Origin of the sequence: Spirosoma sp., assembly GCF_048594605.1 — a bacterium.
Classification (GTDB): Bacteria; Bacteroidota; Bacteroidia; order Cytophagales; family Spirosomataceae; genus Spirosoma.
In genome coordinates, this window is record NZ_JBMDWV010000362.1 from 1 (window position 1) to 16670 (window position 16670).

The 16670-nt window shown below is 47.9% G+C and carries 18 protein-coding genes; 4 read left to right on the forward strand and 14 right to left on the reverse strand.

Features of this window, described 5'->3' with window-relative positions:
- Positions 1-611 (reverse strand): peptidylprolyl isomerase (locus ACOJS8_RS22080; RefSeq protein ID WP_420150724.1); only part of this gene is annotated, 611 nt, incomplete at its 3' end.
- A gap of 37 nt (positions 612-648) precedes the next feature.
- Positions 649-1275: an ATP-binding cassette domain-containing protein gene (locus ACOJS8_RS22085; RefSeq protein WP_420150755.1), complete on the reverse strand. Its 627-nt coding sequence runs from the start codon at positions 1273-1275 to the stop codon at positions 649-651.
- A 142-nt stretch (positions 1276-1417) separates the two neighbouring features.
- Here ACOJS8_RS22085 and ACOJS8_RS22090 point away from each other — a divergent pair, with 142 nt between their 5' ends.
- Positions 1418-2005, forward strand: coding sequence for a phosphoribosylglycinamide formyltransferase (locus tag ACOJS8_RS22090; RefSeq protein WP_420150725.1), 588 nt, complete (start codon positions 1418-1420; stop codon positions 2003-2005).
- A gap of 82 nt (positions 2006-2087) precedes the next feature.
- Positions 2088-2429, forward strand: a complete 342-nt coding sequence (locus tag ACOJS8_RS22095) for a hypothetical protein (RefSeq protein WP_420150726.1) — start codon at positions 2088-2090, stop codon at positions 2427-2429.
- 42 nt (positions 2430-2471) lie between these two features.
- Here the strand turns inward: ACOJS8_RS22095 and ACOJS8_RS22100 are convergent, their stop codons facing one another.
- The 4 genes from ACOJS8_RS22100 to ACOJS8_RS22115 form a co-directional block, all read right to left on the reverse strand.
- Positions 2472-2702 (reverse strand): DUF4834 domain-containing protein, encoded by a 231-nt coding sequence (locus ACOJS8_RS22100; protein ID WP_420150727.1) that lies wholly within the window; start codon positions 2700-2702, stop codon positions 2472-2474.
- 173 nt (positions 2703-2875) lie between these two features.
- Entirely contained in the window at positions 2876-4435 is a 1560-nt protein-coding gene (locus tag ACOJS8_RS22105; protein WP_420150728.1) for a M28 family peptidase, read from the reverse strand.
- Positions 4436-4505: 70 nt separating this feature from the next.
- The gene (locus ACOJS8_RS22110; protein WP_420150729.1) at positions 4506-5402 is read right to left on the reverse strand and encodes a LysR substrate-binding domain-containing protein; all 897 of its coding nucleotides are present in this window, start codon (positions 5400-5402) and stop codon (positions 4506-4508) included.
- Positions 5403-5496: 94 nt separating this feature from the next.
- Positions 5497-6009 carry a DUF2480 family protein gene (locus ACOJS8_RS22115; RefSeq protein WP_420150730.1) on the reverse strand — a complete coding sequence of 171 codons (513 nt, stop codon included), beginning with the start codon at positions 6007-6009 and terminating at the stop codon, positions 5497-5499.
- Between the two features lie 147 nt (positions 6010-6156).
- On the opposite strand from ACOJS8_RS22115, the gene dnaN reads away from it, so the two are divergent.
- Together dnaN and ACOJS8_RS22125 are read left to right on the forward strand one after the other, a co-directional pair.
- The gene (gene dnaN / locus ACOJS8_RS22120) at positions 6157-7278 is read left to right on the forward strand and encodes a DNA polymerase III subunit beta (protein ID WP_420150731.1); all 1122 of its coding nucleotides are present in this window, start codon (positions 6157-6159) and stop codon (positions 7276-7278) included.
- A gap of 122 nt (positions 7279-7400) precedes the next feature.
- Entirely contained in the window at positions 7401-8621 is a 1221-nt protein-coding gene (locus ACOJS8_RS22125) for a TCR/Tet family MFS transporter (RefSeq protein ID WP_420150732.1), read from the forward strand.
- Here the strand turns inward: ACOJS8_RS22125 and ACOJS8_RS22130 are convergent.
- The 8 genes from ACOJS8_RS22130 to ACOJS8_RS22165 all read right to left on the reverse strand — a co-directional run bounded on the left by ACOJS8_RS22130 (position 8614) and on the right by ACOJS8_RS22165 (position 16650).
- On the reverse strand, positions 8614-10122 hold the full coding sequence (locus ACOJS8_RS22130) for a serine hydrolase (protein ID WP_420150733.1): 1509 nt from the start codon (positions 10120-10122) through the stop codon (positions 8614-8616). The genes ACOJS8_RS22125 and ACOJS8_RS22130 overlap by 8 nt on opposite strands.
- 68 nt (positions 10123-10190) lie before the next feature.
- Entirely contained in the window at positions 10191-10751 is a 561-nt protein-coding gene (locus ACOJS8_RS22135; protein WP_420150734.1) for a YceI family protein, read from the reverse strand.
- Between the two features lie 4 nt (positions 10752-10755).
- Positions 10756-11460: a hypothetical protein gene (locus tag ACOJS8_RS22140; protein WP_420150735.1), complete on the reverse strand. Its 705-nt coding sequence runs from the start codon at positions 11458-11460 to the stop codon at positions 10756-10758.
- A 120-nt stretch (positions 11461-11580) separates the two neighbouring features.
- Positions 11581-12093, reverse strand: coding sequence for a Rieske 2Fe-2S domain-containing protein (locus tag ACOJS8_RS22145; protein WP_420150736.1), 513 nt, complete (start codon positions 12091-12093; stop codon positions 11581-11583).
- A gap of 78 nt (positions 12094-12171) precedes the next feature.
- The gene (locus ACOJS8_RS22150) at positions 12172-13764 is read right to left on the reverse strand and encodes a hypothetical protein (protein WP_420150737.1); all 1593 of its coding nucleotides are present in this window, start codon (positions 13762-13764) and stop codon (positions 12172-12174) included.
- On the reverse strand, positions 13745-14323 hold the full coding sequence (locus ACOJS8_RS22155) for an RNA polymerase sigma factor (RefSeq protein ID WP_420150738.1): 579 nt from the start codon (positions 14321-14323) through the stop codon (positions 13745-13747). The genes ACOJS8_RS22150 and ACOJS8_RS22155 overlap by 20 nt, the downstream gene beginning before the upstream one ends.
- Before the next feature lie 102 nt (positions 14324-14425).
- Positions 14426-15271, reverse strand: coding sequence for a hypothetical protein (locus ACOJS8_RS22160; protein ID WP_420150739.1), 846 nt, complete (start codon positions 15269-15271; stop codon positions 14426-14428).
- A gap of 221 nt (positions 15272-15492) precedes the next feature.
- The gene (locus ACOJS8_RS22165; RefSeq protein WP_420150740.1) at positions 15493-16650 is read right to left on the reverse strand and encodes an App1 family protein; all 1158 of its coding nucleotides are present in this window, start codon (positions 16648-16650) and stop codon (positions 15493-15495) included.
- Positions 16651-16670: the final 20 nt, after the last annotated feature.

Below are 16670 nucleotides of genomic sequence, written 5' to 3' on the forward strand. Positions count from 1 at the left end.
TGCGGATCACGCGTCTGTTTGGCAATGCTATCGACAACGGCCAGCCCGTCAATTACTTCGCCAAAAACGGTATAGTTTCCATCCAGGTGAGGAGCGCCACCAATTGTCTTATACACCTGTTTTTGCTCGTCGGTAGGCAACCGTCCTTTCATAGCTTGAATTCGCTCCATCTGTTTTTGCAAATCTGCCTCATTCCAGACGCGGCCCTGCACTACGTAAAACTGACAGCCGCTTGATTCTTTAGCAGGATTATTATCTCGAGCGGCAGCCAAAGCCCCTTTCTTATGAAAAAGCGCTGGCACAAACTCCGCCGGAATTTTGTAATCCACGCTGCCCATACCCAGTGGTTCTCCAGTCTCCGCCTTACGAGAGTTAGGATCGCCCCCCTGAATCATAAACATCGGAATAACCCGGTGGAAAAGCAGACTGTCGTAAAATTTATCCTTAACAAGCTTGATAAAGTTTTCCTTATGCTTTGGCGTCTGGTCGTACAGCACGATTCGCATGGGACCGTACGACGTAGTGAGCGTAACGAGATAATCTTTTTTCTTCCGATTCTGCGCCATCAATACGCTGGGCACCAATAGAATAAATAGTATAAATTTCTTCATCAATTTCGTAAAAGCAGTAGAAATCACGTGATGTCTATTACAAAGCAACCCGATTTTGAAACGCATCTTTCAGCCGCTGGTCATGCGTAACAACGATCAGGCTGGCGCCAATTTGCTCCGACTGTTCCCGTAACAATGTCACAACCCGATCGGTATTTTCGTCGTCGAGGCTGGACGTTGGCTCATCGGCCAGAATAACATCAGGCTGGTTCATAACGGCGCGGGCAATGCTAACCCGCTGTTGCTCGCCCTGGCTAAGCTGGTGCGTTTTCTTGCCCAGATGATCGCCAAAACCAAGTTGACCAGCCAGTTCGCGAGCGCGATTTCTATCCTGTGGCTTATTGGCTAAATAGTTCGCCATCAAAAGATTATCCAGTACAGATAGAGAGCTAACAAAGTGCGGCTTCTGATACACAATACCAACATGTTTGGCCCGGAAAGCAGCCGTTTCTGCTACACTCAGTTGCGTCAGATCGGTCTGATCAATAACAACAGAACCGCTTTTCGGCTTGAGCAGCAGAGCCAGTAAATGCAGAAAGGTAGTTTTACCTGTGCCAGACCGTCCTAAAATCAGGAGTGCTTCGCGATTAGCACAGTATACGTCGGGAAACGAGAATCGTTTCGAAGGGCCGTATTCAAACGTGAGTTGCTTCGTTGCCAGCATTGGATTCGGGCGAGTACTCACAAAAGTAGGCAAAAGCTCGTAATTTTGGCTTGATTAGTCGACAGTCCTTTGTCATGAGTGACTGACGCATACTATCGACTCTCGACTAGCAACTAACGACGGTCGAAAACACCTACTAACTTTGAAACGTATCGCCATCTTCGCTTCGGGCTCGGGCTCAAACGCTGAAAAAATTGCTGAGTATTTTGCTGATAACACTGCTGTAGAAATCACGCTGATTGTATCCAATAATCCGAAAGCGGGTGTTATCGAACGGGCCCGCCGTGGATTCGGGCGTCGTCTGCATATTCCAGTATTGCTTTTCGACCGCAGCACATTTTACGACACAAACCGAATCACCCAACTCCTTCTGAATCAAAATATTGACCTGATCGTCCTGGCTGGGTTTATGTGGCTGATGCCTGGTGATTTAGTACGTGCCTTTCCGAATAAAATCGTCAATATTCATCCGGCTTTGTTACCTAAATTTGGCGGAAAAGGAATGTACGGACACTACGTTCATGAAGCTGTCGTAGCAGCCGGAGAAACGGAGTCGGGCATTACAATTCACTACGTAAACGAGCGATACGACGAAGGCCAGACAATTTTTCAGGCTAACTGTCCAGTTTCGCCAACAGATACGCCCGAGGACGTAGCGCATAAGGTGCAAATCCTGGAACATTTGCATTATCCGAGAGTAATAGAAGAAGTACTGATGCAGGATGAATGATTTACAAAAAATAACAGAAAGGTTTTTTTGGGGAGTTCTTCTGTGGATTAGCCTGACGGGGTGCTTCCGACCAGCGGTTTATTTGCAGAATAAGACGCGTTACCCGGTCGATGTTTTTTACGAAAATCAGCGGCCAGAACGTCCGTTTGATCCCTTAAAGGCTCTGGAAGTAAAAAGTGAAGTCGAACTGACGCGACGGCAGTGGGGAAATGAACGCATGCTGGATCGAGGGAACAATGCGCAGCAGAAAGAGCTGATGCTGGCGCGGCTGGCTATGCAGGCTAAAAAAATAGGGGCTGATGCGCTGGTAGCGGTTCGGTATACGTATTACACTTCGATCAAAGAGAACGGGTACGTAATGACTGGACTAGCCGTAAAGTACAAGCCCGAACATGACGTTTCTGAGAAACAAAAAAGCCTGTAAATACCATCTGGTATTTACAGGCTTTCGATTAAGACATATAACTTATTTAACTTCTTCGTAATCAACGTATTCCCCACCCGGATAGCGAGAATCATTACCCTTTGGCCGATTATCTACCCGAATGTCGCCTTCCCGACGACTACCGCGAATATCACCCTGCCGCTTCTGTTCTTTTACCAATTGCCGACCAACCAGCAGGTAAAACACAAACCGACGTACCGGAGGTACAAACAAGATAATCAGGGTAATGATGAACAGATACTTTAAAATCATGTCGAAGAATCGTTTGTACTGAATAAACGCTGAGCTAAGCTATTTAGTTTTCTGTTACGTTGAACGGACCAGAATCGGGTTAATCGGCGATTTTAAGGGGTAATGTACTACGTATAATGATGAACTGAGGCAAATCTACTGTTATCGATAAGTCGTGTTTCACCCGATTTACTCTACTCCTGCGTATACAACGCTTTGGCGGCTGGCTCGTACTTATCACCTGATGACCATTGAGGTCGGGTGGGGCGGTTGGCGATCAGGCGGGCCGTATGCGCATATGCCTGACAAAATCGCAGAACGTAATTGAAATTAAGCGACTCCGGATTATCGGTAGCCTGGTGATAATATTTACCGATCTCCTGATCAAAGGATTTAAAACCGGGCGCAAAGTCGGGCGCGGGTACGCCTTTAGCGGCAAAATTAACGTTGTCCGACCGGTCAAATAACCCCTGTTCGGGAGCAGGATCACCGAAAACACCTAGTCCAAATGCTTTGGCCCCCGCTTCTATTTCCGCTTTAGCACCCGTACGTTCCAGCCCAATAACCGATATGATTGTGGTGTCGCTATAGCCTGCACCGTCGGTATTGAGATCGAAAATCGTTTGTTTTAATGGCACTAGTGGATGTTCAGAATAGTATTTACTGCCCAGCAAACCAACCTCTTCACCGGTTAAGGCCAGTACTAGTACAGACCGACTCGGCCGTTGAAGCGATAACGCTTTGGCGGCTTCCAGAATGGCAACCGTTCCGATAGCGTTGTCGCGGGCTCCGTTGAATATACTATCCGAAGCCTGATAAGGCGATCCACCCTGTTTACCAACCCCAACGTGGTCGAAATGGGCTGACAAGACGATGTATTCGTTTTTTAGCTTCGGATCAGTTCCTTCGATAATACCGGCTACGTTAGCCGATACGACGGTCGATTGCGGACGGCCCGACGTACGTAGCGTAACGGTCTGACCAGCCTCTTTCAATTGCTTGTACTGGTTATTAGCATTGTTAATCCATAAATGCGTAATAGGTTTACCGGTATTGGATTCGGTAGGCAATGTAATCTGTTCACGGCTAAAATATTGATTCACAAATCCCCAGGGAATCGATTCGCTGTAAAGCTCGATCAGGGCGGCAGCGCCTTTATCCATCGCGATCTTACGTTTGTTTCGCGATGCCCCAAAAATTTCGCCCGGTCCTTTGGCTTCCGGCGATCCACCCTGAGCCACCACAATACGTCCTTTTACGTCGCGTCCTTTGTAGCCGTCTTCACCGTCCGTCAAACCGTACCCAACGTAAATTACTTCGCCGGACAGGTCCGTTGGTCCACCCGCCATTATAACCAGTTCTTTGCCAGCATGAAGGGTATCTTTCCCCAAAAGAAGTGTTGCCGACATAGCAGCCTTAACCTTTTCAAAATTGATTCGCTGAAAATAATCACCCTGATCCCCAGCCGGTTTGAGGCCCAGCAACCGAAACTGCTCGGCAATGTAGCGGGCGGCTGTCCAGTTGCCTTTCTCACCCGTCCGGCGGCCCTCCAGTTCATCCGATGCAATAAATCGGATGTGTGATTCTACTTCGGCACGAGGAATCGAAAACTCGGGAAGCCTGGCTGGCGGGACCGTTGATGTCTTTGTTACAGTCCGGGTTGACGTAGTTTTAACAGTTCGTGATTGCGCCTGCAGCGATGTATTTATCAGAAGTGATCCAGCCAGAAAGGCCAGTAGAGTAGACGTTTGCATGGTGACTGGGTTAACAAACAAAAGTACGAAAAAGCTGAACCCCAAACCCTACGCTTTACTCTTTGTTCAGTTAACCACGTTTATAATGCTGCCGGGCAAAACGCATGAACGTATCGGCCAAGCCTTCGCTAATACCCTGGAGCTGAATAGAATATAGTTCACGCTGAATAGAAAGATCCTGTACGTCCAGAATTTTTAGCGTACCAGCGCGTAATTCATGCTGCACAGCAAAAACCGAAACAAAGGCCATGCAACGCGAACTACCCAGATAGGATTTGATACTCTCGGTACTACCCAGATGCATTTCAACAGTCAGATCCGTTAGCCGAAGCCCTACTCCCCGTAGCGCATGTTCGATGACCTCAAGCGAACCCGAGCCCCGTTCACGCAGCACAATCGGAATGTTACGTAGTTCAATGAGCGTGATTTCATCGCGATCGGCTAAGGGGTGATCAGTGCGACAGATCAAAACCAGTTCGTCTTTTAAAAAAGGCGTATAACGAATGTCGCTGTGGTGGGTCCGGCCTTCTACTAAACCCAGATCAATATCGTCGTTAAGCAGTTGCTGCTCAATCTGTTCCGTATTACCACTGAAGAGCGTAATGGAAACATCAGCTGATTGCTCATGAAACCGGGCCAGCACCGGCGGAATAACGTACTGCGCGACGGTTGTACTCGCCCCTACCCGCAACGTACCGCCCGACTCCCCTTTAAGTGCATTCATATCGAACTCCAGCTGACGGTACGTTGCCATAATGGTTTCGGCATGACGAAGCAGTACGTTCCCGGCGGTTGTCAGGCTGATCTGATTACCACGACGGTCGAACAGGGCCGTTCCAAATTGATGCTCGAGTTCCTGAATATGTTTTGTAACGGCAGGTTGCGTTACGTATAATTCAGCAGCCGCTTTCGTAAAACTGAGTCGTTTGGCAACCGTGTAAAATACATTCAGGCGAAAATCGAGCATAGAGATTGGTCGTGCTTTACCGCAAGTAAAGATATTTAGGGTAAAAAGCCCACTGCGGGTAAAGCAATGGGCTCTCTATTGTATCAAAACGGGCTTACGCCTTTGGCCGTTTGTATAAAGGCACAGTGCTACAGGGTTCACCGAATAACAGACTTTGTACCACAGGACGTAGCACGCGCGTCAGTTCAACATAAGCGGCTGTCGGAACAGGAACTTTGGAACAACCTTTTACCACAACGCGGGCATCACGGTACTCTTCTGGATTAATTTGGGCGATGGCGTCGAAATAAAGTTTCTCTTCCAGATCAGTTAGATTGCCAAACACGATTGAATTCGCATAGGGCTGTAACTGAAGGGTGAGAAGCATGTAGGCCCAGGTAGGTACAATAGCATCTTCGGTACACGTAATCGCTACGTTCTTCCCTGCATACTGGCTCCAGTCGTGTTCTTTCAGAAAAGCCCGAAAATCTTTCTCTTTCAGAATTAAGCCCATGTAGAGATTGTCTTTCAGGTCGTAAACAATCCGCTCACCGGGGTGGTAATACTCCTCCAGATCCAGCGTGATCAGGCCACTATTGGCAACCCGGTTAATGATTTCAGTTTCCATTTTTTAAAGCTATAATGGCCGATTGACAATGTAAAAAGGCCAGGCCTTTTCATTGCAGATTCTACATTGTTCAATATCCATTACAACGTCTTTTTTTGCTACTTTTGTTCTTATATCTCATAACGAACCGTCTAAATACTTGACCCGATGAAATTTATTGTTTCCTCGTCTGTTCTGCTGAAGAACCTCCAACATATTAACGGCGTGGTAGCGACCAACCCGATTGTACCTATCCTCGAAAATTTCCTGTTTCGCATTGAGGATGGGACACTTACGGTAACGGCATCGGATCTGCAAACAACCATGACGACCCAGATTCCGGTCGAGGCCAGCGAGAACGGTTCAATTGCCATTCCGGCTAAATTACTGCTGGATACACTACGTAGCCTGCCCGAACAACCCGTTACAGTGAACATTGATACCGATACGTTCGGTACCGAGATCCTGACGGATAATGGTCGTTATAAACTGTCGGGCGAGAACCCGATCGACTTTCCGAAACTGCCGACGGTCAACAAAAATATGTCGGTTGAAATGACGTCGGACGTACTGCTCAGCGCCATTAATAATACTGTGTTCGCGACCAGCACCGACGATCTGCGTCCGGCTATGACGGGAGTTCTGCTGCAACTCACGGGCGATAACGCTACGTTCGTGGCTACGGATGGCCATCGGCTTATTCGCTACCGCCGGACTGACCTTGGTGCATCGGCCAGTTCATCGATTATCATTCCACGGAAAGCGTTACAGCTACTGAAAGCATCGTTGCCCGAGAACGTACCGGTTACGGCGGAATTCAGCCAGGCAAATGCATCGTTTACGTTCGGCCCAACGCAATTGATCTGCCGGCTGATCGACGAGCGCTTCCCCGACTACGAAAACGCAATTCCGACCAATAATCCGAACGTAATGACGATTGGCCGCACCGATCTGCTCAACTCCCTGAAGCGGATCATGATTTACGCCAACCGCACTACGCATCAGATTCGGTTGTCGCTTAAAGCCAACTCATTAACCATTTCGGCCGAAGACCTTGATTATTCGAACGAAGCGAACGAAAAACTGCTTTGCGAGTACGATGGCGAACCCATGGAAATTGGTTTCAACGCCAAGCTTTTATCGGAAGTATTGAGCAACCTGAGTGCTAAGATGGTCTCGCTCGAAATGTCAGCTCCAAACCGCGCAGGTCTGTTAATTCCAGCAGATAAAGAAGAAAACGAAGACATCCTGATGCTGGTGATGCCCGTGATGTTGAATACATACGCTTAAAAAAGAGTTATAAAGTTGTAGGGTTATATAGTTGTAAAGTTCCTCCGGTGTCTGCATTAATCCCGGCCGACTTTACAACTATATAACCCTACAACTTTATAACTCTATAACCACGCCCAACAATGGCCAAACGCACGGCGCCTGCCCTGGTTTTTATTTTTATTACGTTACTTATCGACGTTACGGGGCTGGGAATCATTATCCCGGTTTTTCCAAAGCTAATTGAGCAACTTATTCATGGTAACATTAGTCAGGCGGCAAGCTGGGCGGCCCTAATAACGCCTTCGTACGCGTTAATGCAGTTTATCTTCTCACCCGTACTGGGAAATTTAAGCGATCGCTATGGCCGTCGTCCTGTGCTCCTGTTTTCTCTGTTTGGGTTCGGAATCGACTATATTTTTCAGGGGTTTGCCCCGAGCATCGGCTGGCTATTTGTCGGTCGAATTGTAGCAGGAATCACCGGAGCTAGTTTCACGACGGCTACAGCTTACATTGCCGACATCAGTCCACCTGAAAAACGGGCGCAAAACTTTGGTCTGGTTGGTGCGGCTTTTGGCGTAGGTTTTATTCTGGGGCCTGCTATCGGCGGTTTTTTAGGTCAATACGGGTCGCGCGTCCCATTTTTTGTAGCCGCTGGCCTAACGATGATTAATTTTCTGTACGGCTTGTTCATTCTGCCAGAATCACTCGCTCCCGAGAATCGCCGTCCGTTCAACTGGAAACGGGCGAATCCAATTGGTTCGTTACTGCTGCTGGGCAAGTACCCCGTTATTCTCGGGCTAGTGGCCTCGTTAGTCCTGATATACATTGCCGGTTTTGCTGTGCAGGGAACCTGGACGTTCTACACGATGGAAAAATTCAAGTGGGACGAAAAAACAGTTGGGTTATCGCTAGCGGCTATCGGAACTTCATTTGCTATTGTTCAGGGCGGCTTGACCCGGGTCATTGTGCCAAAATTAGGTCAGCAACGGTCTGTTTACGTAGGTTTGGTTTTCAGTGCCTTGGGATTCCTGCTATTTGGTCTGGCGAGTCAAAGCTGGATGATGTTTGCCTTTATGGCGGTTTACGCACTCGGAGGCATTGCGGGCCCGTCTATTCAGGGAATTATCTCGAATCAGGTCCCGGCCAATGAACAGGGCGAACTTCAGGGCGCGCTGACAAGCCTGACAAGTACAACCTCTATCTTTGGGCCGTATATTATGGGTAATTTATTTGCCTTTTTTACGTCTCCAAAAGCGCCTGTTTATCTTCCTGGCGCGCCATTTTTTCTGGGATCACTGCTCATTATTATCAGTGCAGTTTTGGCACGGCGGGGGCTCAAAAAACGAATGGTGACTAGTTGATCGGCTCCTTTTTAAAGTCCATTCCACTGAAAATTAATGTATCCACTTTTCCGGAAGCACTAATTGTAAACCTGGCCAGGGCACTGCCCAGCCAGGCTTTTTTGTAAGGGCCATAGAACGTATCATAATGCCAGTGCGCCAGCGTCGCATACTGCGTATTGTTTATGTTAATCGACAATTGATTCCTCACTACGTTCACTTCCACCTGACCATATAGCGGACTGCTGTATATGCCGCTGTATTGACTCAAAGGCAACGTAGCAGACGTATTGGTTACGCGCTTCGCAACAAAGTTCTGCTGTGCTGTTCTTGCGTTTTCCTTCATGCCCGCATACAATGTTTTAAACTCCGTGTTCCAGTCGCGGGTGCCGCCTAGCGCAAACCAGTCGAAGGTTTTGTACATCAGCGCATGACGTAATTCGGCGTGGTCATAGTTACCAAATACGTAAACGCCTAATTTTTCGTCGGGCAGCAACCCAATGATTGCCGTTAAACCGGCTAAGCTGCCCGTGTGGAAATTCACTTTATGGCCTTTGTAGTCGTGCTGATACCAACCTAACCCGTATGTCCGCCAGTTGGGCTTCAAAATTTGCATGGTCGGGTATTCATCTTCCGGAAAAAAGGTTTGCGGTTTAAAAATTTCCGTCCAGGTTTCGGGTTTCAACAATCGTCCATTCCCGTATTTACTGCTATCGAGCATGCAAACGACCCACTTACTAATATCGTCGGCCGACGACCAGACGGCCCCCGCTGACCCTATTTCGCTATCTGCCCCGTAGTCGATGGCCCGAATCGTATCATTGATGTTGTAATGCGGTTTTGTTACGTTGTTATCGTTGATATAGCCACGTTTGGGTGCAGTACGTAGCATTCCTAATGGCGTAAAGATTCGCTCTTTGAGGTATTCGGCCCAGGTTTTGCCAACAATCCGCTCGATCACTCGCCCGGCTGCTGAATAAAATATATTCTGATATTCGAATCCAGCCCGAAACGGATAACTGGGTTTTACCAGCACCATCCGCCGGAACATTTCATTAGCCGGAATCGTCATAAATCCCGTCATAAAATCGGTGCTGCCAACGCCCGTATCATGAATAAGCAAATCGCGGATTTTAAGCTCTCGCGTTACGTACGGGTCGTATAACTGCAATTCAGGAAGGTATTTACTGACAGGATCGTTCCAGGCGAGTTTGCCTTCATCAACGAGCATCCCCATCAACGTAACGGTCATGGCTTTGGTCGTTGAGGCACAAGCAAATAAGGTCTGTGTATCAACAGGATCAGCTTGGGCGGACGCAGTCAATTCGCGAACCCCGTATCCTTTCTTAAAAATTACCTTGCCGTCTTTGACGACCGTAATGGCTATGCCCGGTACGTCCCACTGTTTGCGGGCGGCATCAACGTAGGTGTCGAATTCCTGAATTTGTTTTGGAGAGATGGGCTTCTGAGCCGAAGCCGTAACGGTGAGAAGTATAAGCAGAGGAAGAAAACGTACGCTCATATTTGTTCAATGTATCGCGAGCGACGTAATACAGCCTATTTCAGCGTATTATGTCGCTCGCAATATATTCACAAACTGAACACGACGTTAAACCGAAGTATCATTCCGTCTTCCGTTTTCATGCCCATCAGCGAAGGGCGCTCAATTTTGTAATCAGTCATGTTAACGGGAAACTCTCCAGTGAGCGTCATCTTGCCATTGCTTTCTTTCCGCGTTGCCTGCAACGTAATAGGCTTAGCCACGCCATGAAAGGTTAAGTTTCCTTTGGCAACCAGCGTACCATTATCACCGGCTTTAATATCCGAGCTTGTGAACGTTACGTTCGGATACTTTATTCCTTCCATCGCTTCGACCGCGTGCGAATCCCGGTTGTTGTTTTCGCTATCAAAGGAAGCCACTTTTATGGACACAGCGATGCTCTCAGGCTGCTTGGTTTCGTCGTTATAAATCATAGCACAGTTCACATCACGGCTAACTCCTTCCCAGTTATGAAGCGGATGTTTGGCAGCATACGTAACCGTCGATAAGGCCTTGTCGGCCATAAGTTTACGCTTAGCTTTTGGGGCCACAAAGGCACAAAGAACCACAATGGCTACCAGGCAGCCATGCAGAATTCGATAGTTTTTCATAAGCTTAGAATTTTAAAGCAATAATCGAAGCAGCGTACGCGCCAAACGTAGCGTAGGCAGCCGCGCGGTGATAGGGCTTTAGCGTGAAGTCTTTTTCAATCATGTGAGCTAGAACGTTCGTCGCAATCATACCTGACAGGTGCACAATGGCCAGGTATTTATGCAGCTTGATGGTTGTGAAACCTCTTCTGGGACCCACAATTGGCGGTGGCGTTGTCAGGGCTAAGGCCAACGTAGTACCATACGTAATATTAATGAACGTAGCAGATCGTTCGTGCCACTTCTTCAGATCGGCGTACTCCTGCCCCTGCGCCTTGTAAAGCTTCGCACCCAGTAAACCCTGCGCCACAAACCCAGCCAGCGTGACAAAGCCGCCAACCTGATGAGTCACAAGCATGGCGCGTCTGACTTTCAGCTCTTTAATACGTCCTTCTGGCGTAAGGGGCGCTGCTTTCAACGACCTTAGCAAGCCTTTTGGACCCCAGAACGCCCGTTGTGTAAACAGCATTTTATGCGGCAGCAACTCTTGGGTTTCGGTAGAATCGCTAAGCCCGGCCAGTAAATCATCGGCCGAAGATGCTGCCGCTACTGAATCCTTAACCGCCCCGGGTGCCGGTACAGTGTCGCGCGGGGTTTCTGAAGTAATCTGGCCGAACGCAGAGACACTAATCGTCAGCAAGATCAATAGTACGTTTGTAAGTTGTTTCATAAACAGAGGCACGAAGATAACTTTCCTTACCCTTAAAAATGCGAAACAGGTTCGTATCGAAATAATGAAGCACTATATGCGAATACGAACCTGTCTGGATTAGCCAAATAGATAGTCGATTTAAGCGGTTACAGTTAATGAATTTCCATCTGCGCTTAGAGTCGACTTATATAATTTCATAGCCGCCTGCCCCGCTTCTGCAGCTACTTTTACAGTTCCGTCGAGATTATAAATCGACCCGTGAGCGCTACAGAAGAACGTATTGGCACTTAAACTGTATGAAACAGCGTCCTGCGCCTGGTGTGTACAAATCCGCTGAATGGTTATGAATTTACCACCCGACGTATTGGCGACCAGAACGCTGCCAATTTTCAGGAAATTACCCACTGTTTTGAGCGAGCTATACGTACTACTGGTCAGGTCGAGCGTGAAATTGATTGCCCCTGCAGATGTGTCAGCATTGCCCGTTAAACCATTGCCGGAAGGTGTGGGCGTAGGCTCCTCGCCCCCTTTTGAGCAGGCCGTTAATCCCGTGCCCATGCAATAAAAGGCCATCAAAGCGGCACTACTCATACCGAGGCTGCGCAAAAATTCTCCGCGATTCATTTGTTCGTTAGCTGGACTACTCTTCATAAGATTAGGTATTTAATGTACTTACACAGGTTTAATTAGAAACAGGTTGTACTCTTTGTTTTCATCATAGGTTGGTAATCACTTGGTAAGCTTGTATCGAATCGAGATAAAGGCACCAGTACTCATTAAGTTAACGTTAAAGTAACCAATACCTTTCAAAGGAGCTTTCAGGAACGGTTCAACCTGCCAGGATAAACGTTTACTAAAAGCTTGTTCGTATCCAATCGACAGGTTTAAATTGCTGAAACCGTAGCCGCCTGTTTGCGCACTCACAGGTTGCTTTTGCCAAGCGTAAATATCAGGATCGTTCGGATTAGCGAAGTTATTTGTATAATCTTCCTGTTTCATGATATAAGAAGTTATACCTCCGCTTATAAACCATCGACTCGGCTGACGACCAGCCAATCCTGGTCGCAGAATTATGTCATATCGTAGGTTAATAGGTATGTCAAGCATATTGCACTGACCATCAATACTTTCAGGCTTCACATGTACATATCTTCCCGAGATATACTCAGCTGGCAATGCCCGATACACTTTGGTACTCTGAATCACCCCAGCCTGAATACTCCAGCGGGGAGACAGCCGATATTCCAGCAAAGCGCCAATATTTGTACCCGGTCGAGAAAAATTCTTTAACCCGACAGTACTTAAATCCGGAGCTATCGCGAGCCGAATACTCAGCCCTCGTTCTGCCGAAACGTTGGGTACTACGCTACGTAACGTCGTATCAGGGTGGGCTACTACGTCCCGATCAGCAAATGCCAGTGGTTTAGGCCATTTGGCCGGCCGAATGCTCAATTCAGACAACGACGGAAAAACTGTAGTTTCTGATTCACGGTTTATAGTTGAAATCGAACCTGAATTACCAACGTTACTAAGACGAGAATCTGCCGTTACGTTTCGGTTTTTCAATACAGGCCGTTTTCTAAACGGTACAGTAGCAGTTGATGAATAATTCGTAGCAGAAGACGTAGCGTACCGCTCATCAGTCACTTTGCGCTGCTTTCGCAGCAGCCTGTGTGCGTTGGCTCTGTCTGATACGTAACGCGTGCCTGCTACGTTCCGGCGGCTGATTTTTCTTCGCGACTCATTCAGATCAGAGCCGCTCAAAGTGTTACGTTCTCCTTTCACACTACCATACGTCGATGTCGTGCGAAGCGTTGCAGTTGCTGGAGCAGAAGTTGTCTTTACCTTCCGCTCGTTCGCCGATTTATTGTTATTGACGCGATTTTCCGCGCCGGCAGGTTTAGCAACCGACACTGGCCAGTCCGTCGGTTGCTTTCCTTTTCTGGACACTTTCGAGTCGGCTACAGGTGCGTGCGCTAACGTAGCGTTGTCGGTCGACAATGGGGTTTCTGTGGATGGCTGCTCAGTCTGACGCTTCTCCGTTGGCGCCTTCATTGTCAATTTCGGCGAGCCTGATTTAGCAGTCGCAGGTTGTAGCACCCGATACGTATACCAGCCGCCAATGCTCAGCAGCAAAAGCAGAGCAATCGGTAGGCCCCAACGGCGCAGGCTTTCCCAAATGTGGGCTCCTCCCGTAGTTCGGTCGTTGGCATCCAGCCGGGTTTTCATATCCCGCCAGGCGACGGGATCGAACGGTGGATCAAACTCTTCAGCCGACTTTCTGAAGAGCCCATCCAATTGGTCATCGGTTAGCTCTGGCATACTCATCGTAATTTAATTGCTTCAATAACAAGCGCAGATTCTCCCTTGCCCGGGCCAGGTTTGATTTCGACGCACCTACCGAAATACCGAGTTGCCCCGCAATTTCTTCATGCGTGAACCCATCGATCACGTACAAATTAAAAACCAGTCGATACGCTGGCGACAGCCGCTGAATTAACGCCAGTAAATCTTCGTGTGCCAACTGGCTAAAAGCATCGGCCGATTCGGAGACTACCGTTTTTTCAAACTGCTCTACGTTTTCGTGGTGATGATGGCGTACTTCCTGACGATAATGATCTACGGCCGTATTAATCAGGATACGCCGAAGCCATCCTTTAAAGGGTTGAGCCGGGTCGTATTGATCTAATCGCGTAAACACTTTCAGGAAACCATCATTTAACACCTCCAACGCTCCTTCGCGCGTTGGTACGTACCGCAAACAAATACTCATGGCATACCCATAGAACTGCCGGTAAAGCAATTCCTGACTTTGCCGCTGGTTGCGCAGACAGCCAGCCAGCAAATCAGATAAGGCAGGTATGTTCGGAGCGTTGGACAAAGTTTAGGCTATTAATTTATTACGTATTGATTGCAGTTGCAAGTCACCAGAAAGTTGGCTTGGGTGTAAACCTAAAACTACAATTACTTTAAAACAAGTTAACTAATTCGGTGCTATTGGCGAAGTCGTATTAACGACAGGCCATACCCCTGGTCTTGGGACACTTACTCCTTTCGTTACTCCTCGCTTTGCATCATCCCCCCCGAAATAATACAGTGGCCAGCCTTTATACGTAAGCTGCGTTTTACCAACCGCTGTAATCGTGGCAAAGTCGGATTTATTCAGTACGGAGGGAATATCCCCAATCGTAGCCGACGTTTCAACTATTGGCCAGACCGGATTATTACTCAAATCAGTCTTTGTATACGTGTTTTTGTTGAACTTATCCGGAGCAAATGCGTAGAGCGTTCTTCCAATACTATCAGTCAGGAATACCGACGCTCCAGTGCCTTCTTTGGTATCAAACGTATAGTTTTTGCCATCGCTTCCAACCAACTGCCGGGATGCAATCATGACGGTATAATGCGGTTTAGCCACCATCCAGACCCCACCAACTTTATCACCAAGAACATCGCCCGCATTTACATCATTTTTAAAGTAGTAAAGCGGCCAGCCTTTAAAGGTTGTTTGTTTCGTTCCATCGGTACGGGTAATTGTTGCGAAATCGGTAGCGTTAAGACCCGTGCCAAGCGTCGGTGTTTCTTTGTAATAGATTGGCCAGTTCTCCAGACAGTTCCCCGAACAGGTAGCATCGCCAGCAACGTCGGGCGCAAAGAAATAAAGAGATTTTCCACCTGCACCGGTCATTACGTTACCAACAGAAGTCGTTGCCAAAGCCAGATCAGGGCCTGTCGTGGCAGGGTTGTCATCTTTCTTACAGCCCAGAAGCGCAACGCTCAGAAGAGTCGTTGTCAACAGCAGGCGACTAACGTAGACGGAAGTTTTCATTGTATCAACTGTGTTTTAGAATGAGAGAAAAAGAACAGTTGAACCGGTTCGTCCGTCAATACGGAAGCATATCAGAAAGGGTTGCGTGCCGATTAAAAAATTATTGTATCAACGTTTATTTATTACTTAGCCAGATCGAATTCGGCGGTTAAAGGGTATCCGCACAGAGACTAATTAATAGTCTGTGGAGATACCCTTTAATACGTATTTTAGAACTGGGCTTATTCTTCGTCGGCCCGCCGGTCAGCGCGAATTTCCGGAATCGTATCTGGGTCAATTAAACCCAGCGAAGCCGCATGTTCTGCTGCAGCTACTGTATCCGTAACAAGCAGCATAGGAACGTCGTAAGCTTCGGTGATACGTATTAATTCGCGGACGGCTTCATCCCGTTTGTCTTCCGATACGTCGCGGATATAGATTGCCCGAATTCGTCCCGGATTTTCCTTGACTACCTGCGCATAGATTTCAGGGTCCTGCTGTCCGCTGTCGCCGATGAGCACAAAAGGCAACTGTGGATTTACATCCAGCACTTTCCGAATCATTTTCAGTTTGTGGGTATGATGGCCTTCGGAGGCTAACAATTTTGTGCTCAAGCTAAAATCACGTAACAAAAGCGGGCCTTTAGGAATACCCTGAATTCGAAAAAAATCAACTAGCAAATCGTATAAATTCCACGGACTGCTCGATACGAAATAGATCGGATTGAATAACGTAGTAACCGGGCCACTCTGCAACGCCCGATAAAAAGCCGCAATTCCGGCAAATGGCAAGCGCGTATACGCATTGCCCAGGAAGGTCAGCTTAGCCGTCTGGAGTAGATTGGTTGCGTCAGTCACCAGGACGGTATCATCAATATCAGAAATAGTACCAAACTGGCTATAAGGTGGAGCGATCATCAAATGACCGTCTTTCATTACCGGCTCAGCCGCTGATGGTTGATTGTCGTTGATCTCTGTTGCGGGTTGTATAACGCCATCCAGAACGTAGCGAACTGGAAACCAGGCTCGTCCGACGGGCAAATCATTGGGCGGATTAATCGTCAGTTCAAAAAAGCCGTCCTTATCCGTTATGGTGGTATAAGTTTGCCCAAACGTTTCAACGCGAACCGTTACGCCTTCTACCTCGTCACTTCCGAAGCGCTGATACGTAGCCAACAGATTCTGCCAGAGCGTATCATTATCGCTGGGCGTGCTTAGATCATTCTGGCGTAAAACCCGCCCTTTCAACCAAACCGCAGTAGGGCTGCCAAAACCCCGGTAGTAGATAATCCGATACGGCTTTTTTGCGTCGAGCCGGCCAAAAAGGCGGCTTTTTAAACGATCAAATTGTTCTTCTGCATCGGTTGATACGTTCTGTAACAACTCTTTCCACGTAGTCATATTTACGAAATAAATTAGAA

Bases quoted from the DNA above. Each gene is read 5' to 3' on its own strand.
- ACOJS8_RS22165 (WP_420150740.1), bottom strand. From the start codon at position 16,650: ATGACTACGTGGAAAGAGTTGTTACAGAACGTATCAACCGATGCAGAA.
- ACOJS8_RS22115 (WP_420150730.1), bottom strand. From the start codon at position 6,009: ATGGAAACTGAAATCATTAACCGGGTTGCCAATAGTGGCCTGATCACG.
- ACOJS8_RS22145 (WP_420150736.1), bottom strand. From the start codon at position 12,093: ATGAAGAGTAGTCCAGCTAACGAACAAATGAATCGCGGAGAATTTTTG.
- dnaN (WP_420150731.1), top strand. From the start codon at position 6,157: ATGAAATTTATTGTTTCCTCGTCTGTTCTGCTGAAGAACCTCCAACAT.
- ACOJS8_RS22100 (WP_420150727.1), bottom strand. From the start codon at position 2,702: ATGATTTTAAAGTATCTGTTCATCATTACCCTGATTATCTTGTTTGTA.
- ACOJS8_RS22130 (WP_420150733.1), bottom strand. From the start codon at position 10,122: ATGAGCGTACGTTTTCTTCCTCTGCTTATACTTCTCACCGTTACGGCT.
- ACOJS8_RS22085 (WP_420150755.1), bottom strand. From the start codon at position 1,275: ATGCTGGCAACGAAGCAACTCACGTTTGAATACGGCCCTTCGAAACGA.
- ACOJS8_RS22160 (WP_420150739.1), bottom strand. From the start codon at position 15,271: ATGAAAACTTCCGTCTACGTTAGTCGCCTGCTGTTGACAACGACTCTT.
- ACOJS8_RS22140 (WP_420150735.1), bottom strand. From the start codon at position 11,460: ATGAAACAACTTACAAACGTACTATTGATCTTGCTGACGATTAGTGTC.
- ACOJS8_RS22110 (WP_420150729.1), bottom strand. From the start codon at position 5,402: ATGCTCGATTTTCGCCTGAATGTATTTTACACGGTTGCCAAACGACTC.
- ACOJS8_RS22105 (WP_420150728.1), bottom strand. From the start codon at position 4,435: ATGCAAACGTCTACTCTACTGGCCTTTCTGGCTGGATCACTTCTGATA.
- ACOJS8_RS22150 (WP_420150737.1), bottom strand. From the start codon at position 13,764: ATGCCAGAGCTAACCGATGACCAATTGGATGGGCTCTTCAGAAAGTCG.
- ACOJS8_RS22125 (WP_420150732.1), top strand. From the start codon at position 7,401: ATGGCCAAACGCACGGCGCCTGCCCTGGTTTTTATTTTTATTACGTTA.
- ACOJS8_RS22135 (WP_420150734.1), bottom strand. From the start codon at position 10,751: ATGAAAAACTATCGAATTCTGCATGGCTGCCTGGTAGCCATTGTGGTT.